The sequence below is a fragment of the Lysobacter korlensis genome, assembly GCF_042434515.1.
This window is the reverse complement of sequence record NZ_JBHLTG010000002.1, coordinates 380,397-397,645: the sequence shown is the minus strand read 5'-3', so window position 1 is coordinate 397,645 and position 17,249 is coordinate 380,397. Positions and strand designations below refer to the sequence as shown.

Annotated in this window: 17 protein-coding genes and 2 tRNA genes; 10 read left to right on the top strand and 9 right to left on the bottom strand. The window is 68.5% G+C overall.

Annotation, left to right across the window (positions count from 1 at the left end; all coding sequences use genetic code 11):
- Positions 1–2: 2 nt before the first annotated feature.
- The 4 genes from ACFFGH_RS11190 to ACFFGH_RS11175 form a co-directional block, all read right to left on the bottom strand.
- Positions 3–425, bottom strand: coding sequence for a globin (locus tag ACFFGH_RS11190; protein WP_386668227.1), 423 nt, complete (start codon positions 423–425; stop codon positions 3–5).
- A complete protein-coding gene (locus ACFFGH_RS11185; protein ID WP_386668226.1) occupies positions 422–1,426 on the bottom strand; it encodes a mechanosensitive ion channel family protein in 1,005 nt (334 codons plus the stop codon). Before ACFFGH_RS11185 ends, ACFFGH_RS11190 begins: the two co-directional genes overlap by 4 nt.
- Positions 1,427–1,455: 29 nt before the next feature.
- On the bottom strand, positions 1,456–4,002 hold the full coding sequence (pepN, locus tag ACFFGH_RS11180) for an aminopeptidase N (protein ID WP_386668224.1): 2,547 nt from the start codon (positions 4,000–4,002) through the stop codon (positions 1,456–1,458).
- 99 nt (positions 4,003–4,101) lie between these two features.
- Complete coding sequence (locus ACFFGH_RS11175; protein WP_386668223.1) at positions 4,102–4,800, bottom strand: hypothetical protein; 699 nt, start codon at positions 4,798–4,800, stop codon at positions 4,102–4,104.
- 102 nt (positions 4,801–4,902) lie between these two features.
- Between ACFFGH_RS11175 and ACFFGH_RS11170 the strand changes: the two genes are divergently transcribed.
- From ACFFGH_RS11170 to ACFFGH_RS11155, 4 genes are read left to right on the top strand one after another with little or no spacing between them, the layout of a single operon-like run.
- Positions 4,903–5,388, top strand: coding sequence for a ribose-5-phosphate isomerase (locus tag ACFFGH_RS11170; RefSeq protein WP_386668221.1), 486 nt, complete (start codon positions 4,903–4,905; stop codon positions 5,386–5,388).
- A 3-nt stretch (positions 5,389–5,391) separates the two neighbouring features.
- Positions 5,392–6,351, top strand: a complete 960-nt coding sequence (locus ACFFGH_RS11165; RefSeq protein ID WP_386668219.1) for an Fpg/Nei family DNA glycosylase — start codon at positions 5,392–5,394, stop codon at positions 6,349–6,351.
- Position 6,352: 1 nt separating this feature from the next.
- A complete protein-coding gene (locus ACFFGH_RS11160) occupies positions 6,353–6,976 on the top strand; it encodes an FMN-binding negative transcriptional regulator (RefSeq protein WP_386668217.1) in 624 nt (207 codons plus the stop codon).
- Positions 6,963–8,402 carry an amidohydrolase gene (locus ACFFGH_RS11155; protein WP_386668215.1) on the top strand — a complete coding sequence of 480 codons (1,440 nt, stop codon included), beginning with the start codon at positions 6,963–6,965 and terminating at the stop codon, positions 8,400–8,402. Before ACFFGH_RS11160 ends, ACFFGH_RS11155 begins: the two co-directional genes overlap by 14 nt.
- Before the next feature lie 15 nt (positions 8,403–8,417).
- Here the strand turns inward: ACFFGH_RS11155 and ACFFGH_RS11150 are convergent, their stop codons facing one another.
- Positions 8,418–8,906 carry a Dps family protein gene (locus ACFFGH_RS11150; RefSeq protein WP_386668213.1) on the bottom strand — a complete coding sequence of 163 codons (489 nt, stop codon included), beginning with the start codon at positions 8,904–8,906 and terminating at the stop codon, positions 8,418–8,420.
- Positions 8,907–9,261: 355 nt separating this feature from the next.
- On the opposite strand from ACFFGH_RS11150, the gene ACFFGH_RS11145 reads away from it, so the two are divergent.
- Positions 9,262–10,599 carry a sensor histidine kinase gene (locus ACFFGH_RS11145; protein ID WP_386668211.1) on the top strand — a complete coding sequence of 446 codons (1,338 nt, stop codon included), beginning with the start codon at positions 9,262–9,264 and terminating at the stop codon, positions 10,597–10,599.
- Positions 10,593–11,240: a response regulator gene (locus ACFFGH_RS11140; protein ID WP_386668209.1), complete on the top strand. Its 648-nt coding sequence runs from the start codon at positions 10,593–10,595 to the stop codon at positions 11,238–11,240. Before ACFFGH_RS11145 ends, ACFFGH_RS11140 begins: the two co-directional genes overlap by 7 nt.
- On the opposite strand, the gene ACFFGH_RS11135 is transcribed toward ACFFGH_RS11140, so the two are convergent.
- On the bottom strand, positions 11,130–11,522 hold the full coding sequence (locus ACFFGH_RS11135) for a DUF6907 domain-containing protein (protein ID WP_386668207.1): 393 nt from the start codon (positions 11,520–11,522) through the stop codon (positions 11,130–11,132). The two genes, ACFFGH_RS11140 and ACFFGH_RS11135, sit on opposite strands and share 111 nt — an antisense overlap.
- An 89-nt stretch (positions 11,523–11,611) precedes the next feature.
- Entirely contained in the window at positions 11,612–13,813 is a 2,202-nt protein-coding gene (locus tag ACFFGH_RS11130; RefSeq protein WP_386668205.1) for a PxKF domain-containing protein, read from the bottom strand.
- Between the two features lie 258 nt (positions 13,814–14,071).
- On the opposite strand from ACFFGH_RS11130, the gene ACFFGH_RS11125 reads away from it, so the two are divergent.
- Both ACFFGH_RS11125 and ACFFGH_RS11120 read left to right on the top strand, forming a co-directional pair.
- Positions 14,072–14,455, top strand: coding sequence for a VOC family protein (locus ACFFGH_RS11125; protein WP_386668203.1), 384 nt, complete (start codon positions 14,072–14,074; stop codon positions 14,453–14,455).
- A gap of 44 nt (positions 14,456–14,499) precedes the next feature.
- On the top strand, positions 14,500–15,468 hold the full coding sequence (locus tag ACFFGH_RS11120) for an NYN domain-containing protein (protein ID WP_386668201.1): 969 nt from the start codon (positions 14,500–14,502) through the stop codon (positions 15,466–15,468).
- 17 nt (positions 15,469–15,485) lie between these two features.
- Here the strand turns inward: ACFFGH_RS11120 and ACFFGH_RS11115 are convergent, their stop codons facing one another.
- Both ACFFGH_RS11115 and ACFFGH_RS11110 read right to left on the bottom strand, forming a co-directional pair.
- Positions 15,486–16,031 (bottom strand): methyltransferase family protein, encoded by a 546-nt coding sequence (locus tag ACFFGH_RS11115; RefSeq protein WP_386668199.1) that lies wholly within the window; start codon positions 16,029–16,031, stop codon positions 15,486–15,488.
- A gap of 47 nt (positions 16,032–16,078) precedes the next feature.
- Positions 16,079–16,149: transfer RNA gene (locus tag ACFFGH_RS11110), tRNA-Gly, on the bottom strand.
- A gap of 108 nt (positions 16,150–16,257) precedes the next feature.
- On the opposite strand from ACFFGH_RS11110, the gene ACFFGH_RS11105 reads away from it, so the two are divergent.
- Both ACFFGH_RS11105 and ACFFGH_RS11100 read left to right on the top strand, forming a co-directional pair.
- Entirely contained in the window at positions 16,258–16,956 is a 699-nt protein-coding gene (locus ACFFGH_RS11105) for an alpha/beta fold hydrolase (RefSeq protein ID WP_386668197.1), read from the top strand.
- A 216-nt stretch (positions 16,957–17,172) separates the two neighbouring features.
- Positions 17,173–17,247: transfer RNA gene (locus tag ACFFGH_RS11100), tRNA-Pro, on the top strand.
- Positions 17,248–17,249: the final 2 nt, after the last annotated feature.

Sequence of the window (17,249 nt, the reverse complement as noted above, 5' to 3'; positions counted from 1 at the left end):
GCTCAGTCGTCGAACGTGTTGACCATTGCGTGCGCCGCGCGCTCGAGATAGCCCCACAGCATGCCCTCATGCAGCGGATCCAGCTTCAGCTCGTCGACGGCCGCGCGCATGTGCTTGAGCCATCGGTCGCGGGCGTCGGGATTGACCTTGAACGGCAGGTGCCGCATCCTCAGCCGAGGGTGGCCGCGCTCGTCGCTGTAGGCGGCCGGACCGCCCCAGTACTGCTCCAGGAACCCGGTGAGCCGCTGGATCGCGGGCTCCAAGTCCATGTCGGGATACATCGGCAGCAGCACGGGGTCGTGCCGGACGCCGTCGTAGAACGTGCGCACCAGCTTCTCGAACGTGGGCCGTCCGCCCACTTGCTGCCAGAAGTTGCCGTCGACCGATTCGCCGCCATTCGAGCGGCGCAGGGTGAGATCGCTCATTGCCGCCCTCGCTTCGTCGTGGCCTTGCCGGCGGCGACCGCCGGTTGCGCCGGTGTCGGCGCTGTCCTCGGCTCGCGTGCGCCCTTCACCGAGGATGCACCCTCGAACCCGCTCAGCACCACCGTGTTGAGCGCGGGGAGGTGCACGCCCATGTCGTCGAGCGCCGCCTTCAGCCGCGCGCGCAGCTCCCGGGCGACGTTGTCCTTCTCGCCGGACCGGGTCTTCATCACGATCCGGACGATCACCGCTTCCGCGGAGATCGACTCGATGCCCCAGATCTCCGGCCGGTCCAGGACCAGCGGCTTCCACTTCGGGCTCTCCGCGAGCTGCGTCGCCGTGCGGAGCATCCGCTCCTGCACCGCGTCGACGTCGGCGTCGTAGGGCACGGCGAGGTCCAGGATCACCCGGGACCAGCCGAGCGACATGTTGCCCACCCGGAGTATCTCCCCGTTTCGCACGAACCACAGCGTGCCGTTCACGTCGCGGATCTGCGTGACCCGGATTCCGACGTTCTCCACGACGCCCGTCGCCGGGCCGAGGTCGACGACGTCGCCCACCCCGAGCTGGTCTTCGACCACCATGAACAGGCCGTTGAGCACGTCCTTGATGATGTTCTGTGCACCGAAGCCGAGACCCGCGCCGAGCGCTGCGGTGATGAGCGCGAACGCGCCGGTCACGTCCGGCACCAGCGTGGTGAGGATCATCAGCAGCGACAGCACCACGATCACCGTGGTGACGATGTTGCTGAGCACCAGGCCCAGTGTGCGGGTGCGCTGCACGATCCGCGCCGCGGCGAGGGGTGAGGCGTGGAGCGACTGGGTGTCCTCGACGTTCTGACGTCGCTTGAAGCCGCTCACGATGCGGTTCACCACTCGCCGGATGACGAAGTGCAGGATCAGGCGGACGAGGATCGCTCCGACGATGATGCCGGCCACCGTGATCGGAATGTCCCAGATGCGCCAGAAGGCGTCGACCGCGGATTCAACTTGGCTTTGAGTCATCCCCACCAGTCTACGAAGCGCGAGGGGTGTCAGCCCTCGGCGTCGCGCCGTTGAGCCGCCAGCGCCCGCTCGACGCCGGCGAGGTTCTCCACCACGAGGCGGCGGAGGGCGGGGATGTCCGCGTTCGCCGCGAGCCATTCGCGGGTGGCCTCGGCGAGCTCCTCCGAGGCCAACGGTGCCGGGTACAGGCCGGTGACGATGTACTCGGCGATCTTGTAGCTGCGCAAATTCCAGATGCCGGTGAGCATCGCGAAATACGGGTCGACGAGGTCCGCGAGGGGTGCCGGGTCGTTGACCCGCTGGAAGCCCAGGGTGACATTCCGCACGATCGCGTTCGGCAGGTCGTCCTTCGCGACGAGCGAGTCGAACGCGGCCCGCTTCGCCTCCGCAGTCGCGAACGACGCGCGGGCTCGCGCCGCCGCCTGCTGGCCGTTCGAGGTGTTGTCCGCGGCGAGTGCCGCGTCGATCTCGGCTTCACCGGCAGCACCGAGGGACACAAGGCCCTCCAGCAGCTCCCAGCGCAGGTCGGTGTCGATGGGCAGCCCCGGCAGTTCGAGTGTGCCGCTCTTCAACCCCGCCAGTGTTTCGGCGTGCTCCGGAGTCGACGACAGGTTCGCGAAGAACTTCACGAACTGGAACTGCGCGTCGGAGCCGGCCTCCGCCTCCTGTGCCAGCCGCCACAGCGCGTCGCCGACCTCGCGGAGCACCTCGCCGCGACGGGCCGGCTCAACGTAGAAGCGGGCCACCGTCCCGAGCTGCGTCAGGGTGGTCCGGAGCGTGGTCGACTCCGTCTCGCTGGCGATGTTGTTGAGGACCAGGCGCACGTAGTCGGTGGGCCGCGTCTCGGCATCGCGGGTGGCGTCCCACGCCGAGCCCCAGACGAGCGACCGCGCGAGCGGGTTCTCGATGTCCGCGAGGTGTTCGATCGCGATCAGCAGGGAATCGTCGTCCAGGCGGATCTTGGCGTAGGCGAGATCGTCGTCGTTCAGCAGCACCAGGGCGGGCTTGGTCTTGCCCACCAGCTCCGGTACCTCGGTGCGCTCGCCGTCGACGTCGAGCTCCACACGATCGGTGCGGACCAGCTTGCCGCTCTCGAGTTCATAGAAGCCGATCGCCATGCGGTGGGGGCGGATGGTGGGGTAGTCGGGGTGCGCCGATTGCAGCACCGCGAACGAGGAGATCGTTCCGCCGTCAGACGTCTCGATCTCCGGACGCAGCGTGTTCACGCCGGCCGTCTCCAGCCACAGCTTCGACCACGAGGCGAGGTCTCGACCGCTGGTCGTCTCCAGCTCCGCCAGCAGGTCGGTGAGCTCGGTGTTGCCGTACTCGTGCTTGCGGAAGTACGCGCCCACCCCGGAAAGGAACGCGTCCCGCCCCACCCAGGCCGAAAGCTGCTTCAGCACGGAGCCGCCCTTGGCGTACGTGATGCCGTCGAAGTTGACCTGCACGTCCTCGAGGTCATTGATCGTGGCGACGACCGGGTGGGTCGATGGCAGCTGGTCCTGCCGGTACGCCCAGCTCTTCTCCATGGCCTGGAACGTCGTCCACGCCTCATGCCACTCGGTGGCCTCCGCCGTGGCGAGGGTCGAGATGTACTCGGCGAACGATTCGTTCAGCCAGAGGTCGTTCCACCACTTCATCGTCACCAGGTCGCCGAACCACATGTGCGCCAGCTCATGCAGGATGGTGACGACCCGCCGCTCCTTGATCGCGTCGGTGACCTTGCTGCGGAAGACATACGTCTCGGTGAACGTGATGGCCCCGGCGTTCTCCATCGCACCGGCGTTGAACTCCGGGACGAAGAGCTGGTCGTACTTCTCGAACGGGTAGGGGTAATCGAAGATGGACTCGTAGAACGCGAAGCCCTGGCGGGTCTTCTCGAAGATGTAGTCCGCGTCGAGGTACTCGAACAGCGACTTGCGGGCGTAGATGCCGAGCGGGATGACCCGGCCGCTGGAGCTGGTGAGCTCGCTGTGCACCGACTGGTACGGACCCGCGACGAGTGCGGTGACATAGCTCGACAGGATCGGCGTCGGGTCGAAGCGCCACACCGCCTTGTCGGCCGGCAGCATTTCCGGCTCAGGGGTGGGGGAGTTGCTCACCACCTTCCACGCCGCCGGGGCGGTCACCGTGAAGGTGAAGGTGGCCTTCAGGTCGGGCTGCTCGAACACGGCGAACACCCGGCGGCTGTCGGGCACCTCGAACTGGGTGTAGAGGTAGACCTCCGAGTCGACCGGGTCGACGAAGCGGTGCAGCCCCTCCCCGGTGTTGGTGTACTCGGCATCCGCGACGACCTCGAGCACGTTCTGCTCGGCGAGGTCGTCGAGCCGGATGCGGACGTTGTCGCTGACGGCAGCGGGATCCAGTTCCCGGCCGTTGAGCGTCACGGAGTGCACGGTGCGAGTGAGCGCGTCGATGAACGTCGACGATCCGGTCTGCGCGCGGAAGGTCACGACGGTGGTCGACCGGAACGTCTCCTCGGACGTGGTGAGATCGAGCGAGACGTCGTAGCTCGACACATCGACGATCGACTTGCGCTCAATCGCTTCGGACCGGGTGAGGTTCTCTCCGGGCACGTGCACACTCCAGCTGTCGGAACGGATGGGCCGGCCCGTCCGTTGGTGGAGAGCCGGTCCAACCCTATCGACGTGCCGCAGTGCGTTCTGAGGAGGCGATCAGGATGCGGACACCCGAAGGGGCTCCATGCGCATCTGCTCGACCCGCTCGCCGCGTGTGGCCCGCTTCGGCGGCTCCGGGTGAAGCAGCTGCCTGGAATCCTCGATGCAGCGCTCCAGCAGCCCGACGAGGCGCTCACCCCGGTCCGGTGCACCCGACTCCGCGATGCCGAGCACCGCCAGCTCGATGAGCTTGGCGTTGCTGCGACCGGCCGCCGTCAGCCGGTGATCCGACGTGAACTGCTGCCGGAACCGACTCGCCCAGCGCTCCGCCAGCGGGGCGAAGTCGAGGGTGGCCCGGATGTCTTCGCGGATGCGTGGCGCCCGCAGCCCCTGCGCGTCGAGCAGCTCCTCGCATCCCAGCAGCCCCGCGGCCATCGCGCGCTGCCGCGCCTCACTCGCCACCGGCATCGCTGCGGCGCACGCTGCCACGGCGATGCTCATGCCCACCAGCGGGTGCGAGCCGTTGAGGCCGATCACCGACGGGATCATGGGGACGAGCCGCGATCGCTCCCCGGAGGTCGTGACGTCGTTGACCAGCCGGGCAAGGTGAGCGAGGAGCGGGTGGGTGCACTGCGGGCTGTCGGACCAGCGCTCGCCGGCGAGATATGAGGCGAACTCCATGAAGCAGGCGCCTTTGCGTGGGTTGCGGTGCCGTCCGGGACTGAGCACGGGCACACCGTCGGGAAGCTGAACCATCATTCCCTCCGTATTCGATACTTCTTACGGCAAGTCTGCTCCTGTTCCGGCGGGAAAACACGGGGAAGTTTGCCGGGCGGTGGCGAATCTAGACTGATTCCCATGCGCGTGCACATTGCGACCGACCACGCAGGCCTCGAGTTCAGCGCGGAGCTGCAGGAGCATCTGACGCGCGAGGGGCACGAAGTCCTCGATCACGGGCCGGCGACGTTCGATCCGCTCGACGACTACCCGTCGTTCTGCATCAACGCCGCGCTCGCTGTGGTGGCCGACCAGAAGGCCGGCGTCGATGCGCTCGGTGTCGTCTTCGGAGGCTCCGGCAACGGTGAGCAGATCGCGGCGAACAAGGTGGCCGGCGTCCGCGCTGCGCTGGTCTGGAACCGCGACACCGCCCGGCTCGCCCGCGAGCACAATGACGCCAATGTCATCTCCATCGGAGCCCGACAGCACTCGATCGACGAGGCGGTGCTCTTCATCGACACATTCCTCGCCACGCCGTTCTCCGGCGAGGAGCGCCATGCGCGACGCATCGCGCAGCTCGCCGAGTACGAGACGACGGGCGCAATCGCCGGTCGCGAGATCGGCTGAGCGGTGCCCGAGGGTCACTCCGTCCACCGGATCGCGCGACAGTTCGCGCTGCACTTCGTCGGGAAGCAGGTGCAGGCATCGTCGCCGCAGGGCCGCTTCGCGGAAGGCGCAGCGCAGCTCGACGGCCGGACGATGATCGCGGCCCGCGCGGTCGGCAAGCAGATGTTCCTCGAGTTCGACAGCGCACGCTTCCTGCGGGTCCATCTCGGCATGTACGGGGCGTGGGATTTCGCGGGCGACATCACCGCGGACGCTTCGAGCGCTCGCATCGGACAGGCCAACCAGCGCGGCACGGTCGTCGGGGAGTTCGAGGATTCCCTGGGAAGCATCGGTGCGCCGAGGCGGACCCGACTTCGGATGTCCGAGCAGGAGACCCTCGCGCCTGAGATCACGGAGTTCCCGCCCGCACCCATCGGCGCTGTGCGGGTGCGGCTGCTCACGGACGCGTCGGTCGCGGACCTCCGCGGACCGACCGCATGTGAGGTGATCGATCCGCCGCAGGTGGAAGCGGTGCTCGCGAAGCTCGGTCCCGATCCGCTCGTCGACGACCCCGGTGAGGGTGAGCGGCGGTTCGTCCAGACCGTCCGTTCGAAGTCGACCCCGATCGCGCTGCTCCTGATGGACCAGTCGGTGGTGAGCGGAATCGGGAACGTGTTCCGCGCCGAGCTGCTCTTCCGCAACCGCATCGAGCCGCACACCCCCGGCAAGCAGCTGACCGAGGAGCAGGCCGTCGCGCTGTGGAGGGACTGGACCCACCTGCTCGCCACGGCGGTCGAGCACGGTCAGATGCTCACGATGGAGGGCCTCGACGAGGAGGCGTTCCGGCGCGCGCTCTCCAGCCAGGCGGACCGGCACTGGGTGTACAAGCGCACCGGGCTGCCGTGCCGGATCTGCGGCACGGGCATCGTCATGGAGGAGATCGGCGGACGAAAGCTCTACTGGTGCCCGAAGGACCAGGCCTGAGGTGCGCCGGACACCGCACTTCCTGCTGGAGGACGTCGCCGAGGTCAAGCGACTGATCAGGGAGAACCCGTGGGGCACCTTCGTGTCGTCGACATCGGACGGGCTCGTCGCGTCCCATTACCCGGTCCTGCTCGAGCCGGGCGAGGAAGGGATCACCATCGTCAGCCACGTCGGGCGGCCGGATGAGGTCGCCCACGAGCTCGGGCGGCACGAGCTGCTCCTGATCGTTCAGGGACCCCACGGCTACATCTCGCCCGGCTGGTACGACGAGGGCGACATCATCCCCACCTGGAATCACGTCACCGCCCATCTCTACGGGGTGCCGGAGGTGCTCGGCGAGCAGGAGAACCTCGCCGTGCTCTCCCGGCTGGTGGACGAGTTCGAGTCCCGGATGCCCGAGCCGAGAAGCCTGAATCTGGATCCCGAGTACTCCGCCCGGGTGGCGAAGGGAACGGTCGGCATCCGGCTTCGCGTCACCCGGTTCGACGCCCGGCTGAAGCTCAGCCAGAACAAAGCGCCCCACGTCCGGGAGCGGATCCTCGCGGGACTGGAGGGTGACGGACCGTACGCGAGTCAGGCGCTCGCCGGGGAGATGCGCCGGCTGGACGCCGATGCGGCTCCGTAACGCGAGGCTCGGCGGCGCGTTCGCCGACGTCACGCTCGATGGCGAACGGATCGCGTCGGTCGCACCTGCTGGGACGACGACCGTCGACGGGGAGACCGTCGATCTCGACGGCCGGTGGCTGCTCCCCGGCCTCTGGGACTCGCACGTGCACCTGACCCAGTGGGCGCTCACCCGGCAGCGGGTCGACCTCAGCTCGGCGACCTCAGCCGCCGAAGCGGCGGCGCTGGTGCGCGCGGCCGCGACGCAACGGGCCGAGCGTGCGGACACGGATGTCCTGGTGGGACGGGGGTTCCGCGACGGGCTCTGGCCGGACACGCCTACCCGGGAGCTCCTTGACGAGGCCGCACCTGGGTTGCTGGTGGTGCTGGTGAGCGCGGACATCCATGCCTGCTGGCTGAGCAGCGCCGCGCTCGAGCGGTTCGGGCATCCGGGTTCGACTGGACTCCTGCGCGAGGATGACTGCTTCGCCGTCGTGCGAGATCTGGACCGTGCCGGCGAGCACCTCCACGACGACTGGGTCCGCGAGGCGGCGGAGGCGGCCGCCCGCCGCGGGGTCGTCGGGATCACGGACCTCGAGATGACGTGGAACCGCGACGTCTGGCTGCGACGGATGTCCGCGGGATTCGACGCGCTCCGCGTGCGTTTCGGGATCTACCCGCAGCACCTTGATCGCGCGCTCGGCGAGGGGATGCGCACCGGGCAGCGGCTCGCCCCGCTCCTCGAGGTCGGCCCGTTCAAGATCATCACCGACGGCTCCCTCAACACGCGCACCGCGTTCTGTGCAGACCCGTACCCGGGGGTGCACGACCACCCGTACGGGCTGCTCACGGTGCCGCCCGACGACCTGGCGGAGTGGCTCCGGCGGGCAGCCGGCGGCGGGCTCGTTCCGGCTGTGCACGCGATCGGGGATGAGGCGAACCGGTTCGCTCTGGACGCGTTCGAGCGTGTGGGCGTCGGGGGACGCATCGAGCACGCGCAGCTGCTGCACGAGCGGGACTTCGCCCGGTTCGCGACGCTCGGCGTCGAGGCGAGCGTGCAGCCGGAGCACGCCATGGATGACCGGGACGTGGCCGAGCGCTACTGGGCGGACCGCACCGCGCGGTCCTTCGCCCTGCGCACCCTGCTCGACGCGGGCGCCAGACTGCGACTCGGATCCGATGCGCCCGTCGCCCCGCTCGACCCGTGGATCACCATCGCAGCGGCCGTAGGACGCGCGAGGGACGGGCGCGAGCCGTGGCATCCGGAGCAGGCGATCACTCCGGGGGAGGCGCTCACCGCCTCGACGGATTCCGGCATCGCCGCCGGTGCACCGGCAGACCTGGTCGTCGTCGACCGGGATCCGCTTCAGGCGGAGCCGGAGCGGCTGCGTTCCATGCCGGTTGCGGCGACCGTCGTGCAGGGACGCTTCACGCACACCTCGCTCTGAGGGGTGTGCGCCGGGTCACTTGGCGCTGACGTGCGCGAAGAGGAACCAGCGGTCCTTCTCCAGCCCGCGCGCGATCTCGATGGCCACGTCCTGACTCACCGGGTCGAGCGGCTCGAGACCGTCGACCGCGCTGCGCACCGAACGGAGGGTGGCGTCGATGGCTGCGATCACCTCTGCGATGACGTCGCCGGACTGCCGGAATCCCGGTGTCATCTGCGGCGTGCCGGCCTTCTGCGCCACCGTCTGGATGCGGGCGTCGATGGGCAGGCCGAGGGCCACAACCCGTTCCGCGGCGGTGTCGGCGTACTCGCGGGCGTGGTCCACCACGACGTCCAGCAGCTCGTGGACGGCCTGGAAGTTGCTCCCGCGGACATGCCAATGAGCCTGCTTGCCGTCGACCGAGAGCGCGGTCAAGTCGGTGACGACCTGGCCCAGGAACTGCGCGACACCCGCGGTGACGTCGGGGTCGATCGCGCTCTGTGGAACCGACTCGATGCTCGTCATTTCGTCTCTCCCTGCTCGGCTGGCTTGCGTTCAACGCTACGCCGCTGAGCATGATCCGCAAGCAAGCTGAGCCTCACCTCACCACCGGCACGAAATGGCCCTCGGACCTGGGAACCTTCCGATTCGATGCGAACGTATGCCGCCAGAAGTTAAAGTGGCCACACCGGGCGGCGACTCAGCCGCTGCAGACCCGAATGCAATGGCGAACTTGGGAACACGACTGGACCGTGCGGCGCGACGCGCCAGCCCGACGCGGAGCCGGAGAAGCGCTCCGCCGGCCGGGGCGCGAGCACCTGCCCATGCGGGTGCGCGACGTGCGTGGAGGCTCACGATCGCCGCGTGGGCGATCGGCGCGGTGGTCACGGCGCTCCTGCTCTGGAGCCCGTATGTCCTCTTCGGCCGCCGTGACCCATCGCTCCATCTGGTCCTCGACTCTGTCGACGCGTGCGTGGCGCTGCTGGTGGCGTACCTGGTGCACGGCCACTTTCTTCGTCGTCGGCTGCTGCAAGACCTGCTCCTGGCTCAGGGGCTCGTGTTGCTCGCGGTCGCGGGGCTCGGTTCGACGTACACGGTCGCGGTCCTGGGTGGCGGCTCGGCGGGCACGGTGGAGGTGTGGGCGCCGCTTGCGATCCGCCTCGCGGGTGCGGTGCTGATCCTGGGCGCGGCGATCGTCTCCGGACGGGTGGCGCGGCGATACACGACCATCTGGCTCACGCTCGCCGCACCGGCGGTCGGGGCTGCTCTGATCGTCGCAATCCTCTGGTTCATGCGGTCCGGCTTGCCGGTGGCTCTGGACCCCGGTTATGTGCCCGGTTCCGCCGAGCACGCGATCCTCACGGGACACCCGCTGCTGCTCGCCGGGCAGGCGCTCGGCGCGGTGTGCTTCGTGGTCGCCTCCGTGTCGTTCACGATCAAGGCGACCCGACGCCACGATGAGCTGCTGCGATGGCTGGGGCCGGCGTGCGCTCTCGCCGCCTTCGCGCGGCTCAACTATGTGATGTTCCCCTCCGTCTACAGCGACTGGCTGTACACCGGTGACCTGTTGCGCACCGGGTTCTATCTGGTCCTCATGGTGGGTGCGGTCCGCGAGATCGGACGGTACTGGGCCGAGCAGTCGAAGGTCGCCGTGCTGGAGGACCGCCGCCGGCTGGCGCGCGAGCTGCACGACGGCGTGATGCAGGAACTGGCGTTCATCCGCGCCGAGGCTCGCGGGCTCGGGCGCGGTGCCGCTCCGGATCGCATCGTCGCCGCATCGGATCGCGCGCTGGACGAGGCGCGGGCAGCTGTGGAAGCGCTCGGGAGGTCCGGGGACGACCCCCTCGGTCTGGTGCTGCACCGGACAGCCGGGGAGCTCGCGGAGCGGCACGGTGTGATGTTGGAGGTCGATGTCGACCACTCCGTCGACGCGGGCACTGAGCAGAAGCACGCGCTGATGCGGATCACGCGCGAAGCGGTGTCGAACGCGATCCGGCATGGCGGCGCGAGCCGCGTCCTGGTGCGACTTGGCCGTGTGGAGGATGCCCGGCGTCTCGTCGTCGAAGATGACGGCTGCGGGTTCGATGTCAGCTCGGCGAGGAGCGGGGAATCGGGGTACGGTCTGACCAGCATGGACGACCGCGCACGCGGTCTGCCGGGCTCGTTCGAGATCGACGCCACCCCCGGGAGAGGAAGCAAGGTGACGGTCACATGGTGAACGACGACCGCATCCGGGTCGTGCTCGCTGACGACCACACGCCGATCCGGGAGCGCGTGCGTTCAGCACTCGAGGCGGGCGGCTGCGACGTCTGCGGCGAAGGGGCGAGTGCCGAGGAGGCGGTGCGGCTTGCGATCGCGCACCGCCCCGATGTGGCCCTGCTCGACATCCACATGCCGGGCAGCGGCATCTCGGCTGCACAGCGCATCAGCCGCGAGCTGCCGTCCACGGCGATCGTCATGCTCACGCAGTCACGCGACGACGACGACCTGTTCGATTCGCTTCGGGCGGGCGCTTCCGGCTATCTCCTGAAGGACACCGATCCGGACACCCTTCCGTCGGCGCTGCGCGCCGTGCTTGCCGGAGAGGCTGCCATGCCCGCGAGCCTGATGATGCGGGTGCTGGACGAGTTCCGGGGACCCGGCCGGCGCAGGTTCACCCGGAAATCGTCCGCCGCCTCGAAGCTCAGCTCCCGAGAGTGGGAGGTGATGGAGATGCTCAGTTCCGGCCGGTCGACCGAGGAGGTCGCGTCACGGCTGTTCGTGTCGTCCACCACGGTGCGGGTCCACGTGTCCGCTGTGCTGCGGAAGCTGCAGGTCAAAGATCGTGAGAGCGCCTTCCGGCTGCTTCGCGGTGAGTGACCGCATCCCTTCGGCGGCGAGCGCCGCGAGCGACGTCGCCAGGGCGCCGGCCGCGTGGAGGGTGTACTCGCTGGATCCGATGAAGAGGTAGGGACCGTCTTCTACCCGGCTCGCCGGGTCGACCGACATGCGGAGGCGTGCAGACACGCCCTCCGTCAGGACGAGCGGTTCGCTCTCGTGGATCCAGTCCTCCTCTCCGGCGAATGCGCCGTGCGGCGCGGCGCACCAGCGCGGGCATGCCGGAGCGACGCGTGAGGTCGGGACTGCGTCGGTGTCGTTCACGTGAATCCCTTCCGGTGGCTGAGAGTGTTCGGGAGCGGGAAAGGCCCCGGACCGAAGGGTCCGAGGCCTTTCTCTGCGTCAGCCGTCGGTCACTTCAGTTTGAAGCTCGCGACCAGCGAGGTGCCGTCCTGAAGCGTCATGTTGACGAGGTAGCACACGCCTGCCGACTTCGGGGTCTGCCAGTTCTGGATGAACTGGCCGGCAACCGCGTCGTACCGCAGCTCCGTCTTGCCGGTCGAGACGACCTCGATCTCGTCCACCACAGCGCCCGACGAGCAGGTGAACTGCTTCTGGGTGAAGCTCTTCACCACGGCGGTGCTGGTGAACTCCGTGGCGCCGAACACCTCGAACTTCAGCGGAACGGTGCTGCCGCCCTTGACGGTGTTGACCACGCCGCCCATGTCGACGGGGGAGTAGAACCCGGTGGCCTTCCAGGGCGTCACGGTGTAGCTGACCGTCTTGGTGCTCGTGAGCCCCGCGACATCCGTCGCCGTCGCGACCGCCGTGTGGCTGCCGACGGTGGTGGCGCCGAAGCCGGTCACCACGCAGCTCGCAATGCCGGAGCCCGCGTCGGTCGCCGTGCAGGACGCGACGCCGGAGCCGCTGCCGAACATGTAGCTCGACACCCCCGAGACCACGATGCCGCCCGGTGCCGTCTTGTCGATGTGGATGTTGCTCACGGTGCCGGTCGTGGTGTTGCCCGCCACATCCGTAGCGGTACCGCTCACCGACTGACCCGCACCCTCGCCGAGGGTCTCGTCACCGGTGCAGGTGGCGATGCCGGATCCGGTGTCGGCGCAGGCGAATGAGACCTTCACGTCGCTGGTGTACCAGCCGTTCGCGCCGTCGGCCGCTGCCGGGTCCAGCTTGCCCACGATGGTCGGCTTGACGCTGTCGACGTTGATGCCGCTGACGGTGTCGGTCGCGGTGTTGCCGGCCAGGTCGGTCGCGGTGCCGGTGACCGATTGGTTCGCGCCGTCGCCGAGGGTCGTGTCGCCGGTGCAGCTGTCGATGCCGGATCCGGTGTCGGCGCAGGTGAACTTCACGTCGACGCTGGAGTTGTACCAGCCGTTCGCGCCGGTGGGTGCGCCCGGGTCGGTCGCGCCGTCGATGGTCGGCTTGAGGCTGTCGACGTTGATCCCGCTCACGGTGTCGGTCGAGGTGTTGCCCGCGAAGTCCTTCGCCGTGCCGGTCACGGACTGGTTCGCGCCGTTGCCGAGGGTCGTGTCGCCGGTGCAGCTGTCGATGCCGGATCCGGTGTCGGCGCAGGTGAACTTCACGTCGACGCTGGAGTTGTACCAGCCGTTCAAGCCGGTGGGTGCGCCCGGGTCGGTCTTGCCCTCGATGGTCGGCTTGCCGGTGTCGACGATCGTGTAGGTCACGGAGGCGGTGTCTGCCTTCAGGCCTCCCTGGTCCGTGTAGTCACACGTCGCGGTCTGCTGGCCGAGACCGTGCACGAGGCTGCCGCTCAGCACCGCCGGCGCCGTGTCGTTGCTGTCCTCCGCGTCGGTGATCTCGCAGATCGCCGGGGGGACCTCGCCGATCTCGTACTTGCTGCCGGCCGTGACGCCGGTCACCCCGACGCTCGGCTTGGTGTTGGCCGCGACGACGGTGTAGGTCACCGTCTTCCTGTCCGCCGCGAGGCCACCCTTGTCGGTGTAGTCGCAGGTGACCGTGTGCGAGCCGAGCCCGTTCGCCGGCGGGTTGCTGACCTGCATGGTCGCCGGACCGGTGCCGTCCTCGGTGTCGGTGAACGTACAGCCGGGGGTCGGCACCGCATTGCTCTTGTACTCGGTGCCTGCGGTGACGCCGGTGATCGATACGGTCGGCTTCGTGTTGGGCTTGACGATGGTGATCGGGATGCTCACCTCGTTGAGGAACTCGCCCGCCGGCTTCTGGACGACGAGTGCCGTCACGTTCCCGCTCTCAGCGGTCGCGGACGCCGTGAACTTCACCGGGTACTGGGTGTCGCACGCGGTGATGGTGAGTCGTGCGGGATCTGCGGTGACGCCCGCCGGGGGCTTGATGTCGAGGATCAGGGCGTCGACTTTGCCCGCGAGGTTGCACTGATTCACCGAGTCGCCGTCGTCCTTGGTGTTCTGATTCAGCACCTTGATCGCAGCAGTCCCGGCGGTCGTCGAGCCTGCCACGAGGGAGAGGCCGATTCCGTTGTCGGCGATGGTGTCTTGGATGTAGTCGGCATGGGCGACCCCGCCGAGCGCGAGGACGGACGCGGTGGTCAAGGCGAGGATGGAGGAGCCAATCCCCATCCGCCGGGTGGTTCGGGTCATTTCGTCGGCTTTCACGCTAGGTCTTCGGCCTCAGGGCGGGCCGCTCGGGATCGACCGTATGTGACCCCCGAATGGGGGACCAGGCCTCCTGCGTTCAATTGCCTAAACGTTCGCCACGCCGGCGTTTGAATCCCTAAACGTTTCTCTGCGACAGCACCCTGTGCTCACCATTGAGGGGCGCTGAGTTCTCTTGCAGAACTCGACGCTGTCGGGATAGGAAAAGGCCTGACGCGCGACGACGCGGGAAAGAGGTGCGGTGTGGAGTCCTGGCCGAGCGGCATCAGCGCGATCACCCTGTTCGTCGAGGACCTGGAAGCCGCCAAACGGTTCTACGGCGAGGTATTCGGCCTGACGGTCGCCTTCGAGGATGACGACTCCGCCGTCTTCGATTTCGGCAACTCGATCGTGAACTTGTTGCGCACGGAGGCTGCCGGCCAGCTGATCGCGCCGGCGCCGGTCGCCAGCGCCGCGCACGGATCCCGCGTGCAGCTCACCGTCGAGGTGGAGGACGTCGACGCCCTCTGTGCCGAGCTGGTCGGCCGGGGTGTCGAACTGCTGAACGGCCCGATGGACCGTCCGTGGGGCATCCGGACGGCGAGCTTCCGCGACCCCGCCGGGCACATCTGGGAGATCGCGAAGTAGCGGACCGCGCGTGCGTGATCGCTCGGGTGCGGGAGACTGGCCCAATGGCAATTTCCTCCGACCCACGGGTCGCCGTCTACATCGACTTCGACAACATCGTCATCTCGAGATATGACCAGGTTCATGGCCGGAACGCCTGGCGGAGCGACAACGCACGCCTCGAACGGCCGACCGACGCGGGTGCGGTCGCGGCGAAGCTGCGCGAGGCCATCGTGGATGTCGGTGCCGTGCTCGACTATGCGTCGTCGTTCGGCACAGTGGCGGTCACCCGCGCGTACGCGGACTGGTCCGTGCCGGCGAACGCGAGCTACCGGACGCAGCTGGTGGACCGCGCCGTGGATCTCACCCAGTTGTTCCCCACCACGAAGGCGTTGAAGAACGGTGCCGACATCCGGCTCTCCGTCGATGTGCTGGAGGACCTCTTCCGGCTCCCGGACCTCACCCACGTCGTGATCGTCGCCGGAGACTCTGACTACATCGCGCTGGCCCAGCGCTGCAAACGACTGGGCCGGTTCGTGGTCGGAATCGGGGTGGCCGGTGGAACCAGCCCCGCGCTGATCGCCGCCTGCGACGAGTTCGAGCTGTACGACGCCATCCCGAAGAGCGCCGAAGACGAGCCGGAGACCGCAGCGGCAGCGGATGTGTCCGCCGACCTCACGGAAGAGACCGCCGCAGGCGCGCGGTCGGAGCTGAGCGATCTGGCTGCCACCCGGCTGCTCGTCCGCGCGCTCGAGCTCGGACAGACGAAGGGCGACGACGAGTGGGTGAACGCCTCCGCCGTGAAGTCGCAGATGCGGCGGATCAACCCCTCGTTCAACGAGAAGCTGCTCGGCTTCTCGTCGTTCTCGGACTTCGTCCGCTCCCGCAACGATGTAGCGGAGGTGCAGATCGATGGGCTGCTGCGCCATATCCGGCTGCGGCCGGCGGAGCAGCCGCCGAAGGACGAGACACCCACCACCCGCCGAGGCTCCGGCAGGCGTGCCGCGCGTTCGGCATCGGGCCCCAGCGCCTGATCAGGAGGCCGGATCGCTCAGGGCACCCTCGTGCCGGTCGCGGGCGGCTCGGGGCCCGGCTCTTCCGTCCGCCCAGGAAGAACCCGACCCAGGGATAACCGGCCCAACCGGGGAACGTACCTCGGCGCGGTCGCGGCGTAGCTCGAATACTCAACCGGGAACCGGCTGCTCAGCACTCGTTCCTCGGCGAGCACCTCGCGATGCACGCGCCCGCTCGCCGCAAGCAGCGTCACCAGCACCCAGCCCGAACCAGCGGCGACGCCGAAGCCGGCGTGCAGGAGCGCCCATCCGACATACATCGGATTCCGGCTGCGCGCGTAGACGCCGGTGACCACCAGCCGGTCGGCGTCGGCGAGCTCGACGTCCTTGGCCGATGCAACGGCGGCGGCGGCCACGCCGGTTCCGATGCAGATGAGTGCCGCTCCGGCGACGCGGCGCGCGGCCGGCACTCCTGGCACCCGCAGTGGGAGGAGCCGCTGGAGCATGGCGCCGAGCGCGATGGCGAGCAGGTTCGCCTCCGGAAGGGGGATGTTCCGGACCAGAGTGCGGGTGCCTGTGCTCATTTCGAGCTCCCCGGGTGAGCGGTTCGGGAAGGAACGATGCGAAGGAGAGGGGATGACGGGAATCGAACCCGCACCATCAGTTTGGAAGACTGAGGCTCTACCATTGAGCTACATCCCCGAGCGTGCGCTCCCCGTTACTGTACCGGAGTTTCGCAGGCGCCCGGGAGCAGCGGAACCGCTCTGAGCGACTCTCACGCTGTCGGCGGGTGCGGGTAGCGTCGATCGCATGGACATCGTTCTCATTCCCGGATTCTGGCTTGACGCGTCGTCGTGGGATCCGGTCGTCCCGGTGCTCGAGGCGCGCGGCCATCGCGTCCGCGCGCTGACCCTTCCGGGCAAGGAGACGAAGGAAGCCGACCGGGCCGGCATCGGCCTGCGCGACCACATCGACGCGGTCGTCGCGGTGCTCGACGACCTGCCGGAGCGAGCGGTGCTGGTCGGGCACAGCGGGGGAGGGGCGATCGCACACGGTGCGCTCGACGCGCGTCCGGACAAGGTACGGCGCGTCGTCTACGTCGATGCTGGACCGCTCGGCGACGGCGGTGTGATCAACGACGAGCTGCCGCTCGTCGGTGACGAGATTCCGCTGCCCGACTGGGAGGTGTTCGAGGAGGAGGACCTGCGGGACCTCACCGACGAGCTGCGCGAACGGTTCCGTGCCATCGCCATCCCGGAGCCCAAGGGCGTTGCCTACGATGAGCAGCGCCTGAGCGACCCGCGACGTTACGAGGTGCCCATCACGGTCATCTGCTGCGAGTTCCCGTCGGAGATGCTGCGGGAGTTCATGGCCGCCGACCACCCGTTCACCGCGGAGTTGAAGGCCGTGAAGGAGAAGGAGTTCGTCGATCTGCCGACCGGCCACTGGCCGCAGCTCACCCGGCCGGCGGAGCTCGCGGAAGTGCTCGCGGAGGTCGTCGAGCACTGAGTGCCCGGCGCCGTGCCGAGCCGGCGCCAAGTGCGCGTGATCGCGATTCTCTCGATTGCGTGCGCAAGTGCGCGATCATCGGACGAGAGCGCGATCATCGACGTATCGACGGCCGTCGGACCTGCACAGAGTCGCCTTCGAGGAGTCGGCTAGACTTGCCGAGGCCAATTTTCGGCAGGACCCCCCGGTTCGCCGTCGATCTGGACGAAACATGACCGGGGCGTAGCTCAGCTTGGCTAGAGCGCCCGCTTTGGGAGCGGGAGGCCGCAGGTTCGAATCCTGTCGCCCCGACG